Annotated in this window: 3 protein-coding genes; all 3 read right to left on the bottom strand. The window is 42.9% G+C overall.

The features are described 5' to 3' along the window. Positions 1 to 324: 324 nt before the first annotated feature. On the bottom strand, positions 325 to 1,083 hold the full coding sequence (locus tag BOD01S_RS22125; protein WP_233153218.1) for a YqjF family protein: 759 nt from the start codon (positions 1,081 to 1,083) through the stop codon (positions 325 to 327). A 136-nt stretch (positions 1,084 to 1,219) separates the two neighbouring features. Next, a complete protein-coding gene (gene ade / locus BOD01S_RS22120) occupies positions 1,220 to 2,950 on the bottom strand; it encodes an adenine deaminase (RefSeq protein WP_036150146.1) in 1,731 nt (576 codons plus the stop codon). Positions 2,951 to 3,077: 127 nt separating this feature from the next. Then, positions 3,078 to 3,890, bottom strand: a complete 813-nt coding sequence (locus BOD01S_RS22115) for a D-Ala-D-Ala carboxypeptidase VanY (RefSeq protein WP_036150145.1) — start codon at positions 3,888 to 3,890, stop codon at positions 3,078 to 3,080. Between the last annotated feature and the right edge of the window lie 15 nt (positions 3,891 to 3,905).

The raw sequence follows: 3,905 nt of genomic DNA, 5'->3' as shown, positions 1-3,905 counted from the left end.
TTTTGTTGCCGCTCGTTAGCAGCAACTCTTATATATTAACACTTTCCGAAGTTCGTGTCAATAACTTTTTAAAAGTTTTTTGCCGCTGTTATTTACAGCAACTTTTATATCTTATCGTTATTTTATTATAAAGTCAATAACTTTTTATCAAGTTATTCTTTCATAATTTAGCGACTCACTTATAATATCAAGCTTTTCATCATACGTCAATAAGTTTTATTAAAATAATTTCATTCCCTCTACAAGTTACCTCCGGACCAACTTTACACTGGACCTGTGCCACCTAAGTGTCCTGCCTGCTTTACAAAACATATACTTCTTCCATTATATACGTATCTGATTTGTAACCGGATCAACCAGCGGCCAAGCCCGCACTTCTATCTGTTTTGCAAAGTGTAAAATAGGCTCTTCACTTTCCAATACAATACCCTGCTCTGACAGCATAGTATTATGCATAAAGTCTACCTCTGCTTGTTGCAAGGTCCATGGTTCATGCAAGATGTCACATCTGAAAGGTACCCCCGAAGCATTTAATGTATAGAAGCAGTAACGTTCTACTATCCATTCCTCAAAAGAACCGGAATCTGGCCTAAACGGTTTAGAAGCAGGCTGATAAGTACAGGCAAATCTGATATCCCGGTTACTTCGCCTTCTACTATTGAATTCAATCATGTTGCCTCTATCCCGTATTTTCATATCAGCAAACCAATACGGTAAACGGTAAAGTGTCCGGGCTCCTATTACAGCAAGATGGTTAGCAGCATCCAGGCTAAAGAAATACACCCCCGGCTTTCCATCCACTGTGACATATGTACGGATATTAAGCTCCGGAAAAGCAGAGGTTCCCGGAAGGGGAGGCAAACCCCTTAACCTAACACCTGACATCTGGAATGGGACAACACCGATCCAGCACATGCCGTCATACGTATTTAAATCTAATGCTTTGGGAACTACCTTACGCAATTCTTCATATTGAATTGGATAATGGGCAAACAATAAATTGCTCCATGTCTGTCTCATCGTCCAAGGGATATCCGGAAGTGGCCATGGTCGATGACTTTCATCCCAAAGATCTCTCTTCATTTTCGAATCTCTTCCCATTACTAAATCTCCGCCTTTGCACAAGATTATTTTTGCTTTATTAGGTTGAAAAACGGTTTGCCTTATTTTTATTTCGTAATTATCCTTCCATTATGCTGTAACCCTCCCTTACTTTTACTTAGTTAGATGCATCAACCGAAAGATGCCGGAATGCTTCCACATCAAATAGCCCCGTATCCGTCAGCTTTAATGACGGGATGACAGGCAAGCTTAAAAAGGAGAGAGTTAAAAACAAATGGAAATGACATGTCGGATGAATCATATGAAGCGCTTTATGCACTTCCTGCAGTTGTTGTTCTGCTTGCTGTGCCTCAATATTCGTCATAATCCCTCCTACTGGTAAAGCCATCTGTGCAAGTACTTTGCCAGCTTCAACCACAACAAGGCCCCCATTGATCTGTTCCAGCGCATGTAATGCTGCAAGTATATCCTCGTCATTTGTACCAACAACAATGGCATTATGAGAATCATGAGCGACAGTAGTAGCAATGGCACCAGCCTTCAATCCAAGTCCGTGGACTATCGCAACACTTTTAGTATGACGGAGATGATGGCGCTCAAAGACTGCAATTTTTAGATAGTCTTTCTTGATACATGGCTTGAAATATCCATTTGCTACATCCACATCCGCCTGCAGCTTCTTCGTTATAATTTGGTTTGGTATCACTTCGATAATATTTGCGTATGTTCCCTTCATCGGAAGAGCTAAATCTGCTGTCGATAATTCCGGTAAGTGTACAGATCGCAAAATCGAGTCTGGTACCGTTACCTTAACAGGATTTTGTGTCAGCATCATGCCAGCTTCAGCTACTTTTTGTCCACTCTTCCACACAGCAGCAGGCTTCATCGTCTCCAATTCTTCTAACATTACAAAATCCGCTATATATCCTGGAGCAAGAGCACCCTTTTCGTAGAGGCGATAACACTCTGCAACGTTCAATGTCGCGAGCTGGATGGCCTGAAGCGGTTCCATTCCCTCCTTTATTGCTAATGCTACTGCATGATTAATCGTCCCCTCCTGAATAATCTCATCCAAGTGTTTATCATCCGTGCAAAAAGCAAACCGGCGTGCATTATAAGAGTTAACAGCAGGAAGCACATCCTTTACATTTTTCGCAGCTGAGCCCTCTCTGATTAGTACATACATTCCTTGTTCTACACGATCCAGCGCTTCTTCAGCGTTAATACACTCATGGTCCGTATGAATTCCTGCAGCCCGGTAACCCGTGATTTGTGTCGGTGACAAACCCGCTCCGTGTCCGTCTATTATCATCCGGCGATTATGGCCCAGCTGTATTTTTTCAAGCATATCCTCCTGCCCTGCCAGCACTGCCGGAAAATCCATTACTTCCGCAATTCCTAACACTTGGTCCTCTACTAAAAAAGGCGCTAAATCCTTTGCTTTCATTACTGCACCCGCATGTTCAAAGGCGGCTGCTGGCACACTGGAAGGCAGCATGAAATAGATATCCAATTCTGCTTTCTTTGCCGCATCCAGCATATACTGAAGCCCTGTCGCGCCAGCTACATTGGCAATCTCATGAGGATCTGTCACCACAGATGTGACACCATGCGGCAATAAAATACGGCTGAATTGCTCCGGAGTCAGCATGGATGATTCAATATGGATATGTGCATCCATCAATCCTGGAATTACATAACGTCCTTCCGCATCCTCTTCCCGTTCAGCTTGATACCTGCCTTGTGAATCAATCGCTACGATTTTATTTCCTGCCACAACGATATCAGCTGTCTTCCAGACAAGGGAGAATACATCCGCCACCCTAGCATTTCTGAGGATAAAGTCAGCAGGCTTCCTATGTTGAGAAATAGCGATTAAATTCTTCATTGTTCTTCCCTCTTTCACGTACATTTTTTACCTATCATAGCCCTTTTTCAGGGTGTTTTCGAATAATTACTTCTAATTGATCAAACCCGGACTGCTTCTCTTAAGGTAAAAAAGAAAATGGGGTTTTCTACCGTTCTACCGTTACGATGACTCCCGACATATTATCGCCGGATATGTAATATGGCCGTTCGGGAATAACGGGTACTTCCAGCCCTTCCACCATTTCATAATAGGTGATTTCGTATTTAATTCCCTGTACAGTTGTTTTATATTGCCGATGTTCGCGCAGATAGGCTAAGTATTCTTCCAGCACCCAGTTTTCCTTATGCATGATGGCACTGTGAGGGAAGCCGACAAAGCGGAAATGCCACGGCTCATACTGAATCCCTGTCACTTCCCGTTTATTCTTTGGATATCGCAAAATAAAGCCGTATTTCCAGGCATTTTGTTCAAGCCACCTGCCCTCCGGCGCTGTATCCATCGAGCCGTCGGTGGAACCAATATCAACCGAGAGCCCTAAATTATGCTCACTGTGGCCCGCCGGCAGTGCATACTCTGACCCCATTTCCTTATAAAGCTGTGCCTGGGTATCCAAATTTCGATAAGCGCTGTTAATCATGAAATGGTCGACCCTATCTTTTTTCGCCTCTTTTAACATTAAACCAAGGTTTTGGAGCAGGTTTCTGGAAATACGTATCGATGTATCCGGTACCCACAGCTCCGGCGCCATCGATTTATAGTCACCTAGCATAACAATATCATTTGGCAGCCCTTGTTCACTTATCGAAAAGTCACGGCTGACTAAAAGCAGCTCTCCCCTATATACTTGATCATTTTCCACAGCAAGCAGCGTCCGGGGAGCTTCAGCAAATTCGATATATTCATAAGCGAAAAAGCTAATAATTACTAAAGGAAATATAAAGAAAATCCATTTTTTCATACATTCGTCTCCTTG

It is taken from the genome of Lysinibacillus odysseyi 34hs-1 = NBRC 100172 (assembly GCF_001591965.1).
In the GTDB taxonomy this organism is placed as follows: Bacteria; Bacillota; Bacilli; order Bacillales_A; family Planococcaceae; genus Lysinibacillus_B; species Lysinibacillus_B odysseyi.
This window is presented reverse-complemented; position numbering and strand designations above follow the sequence as displayed.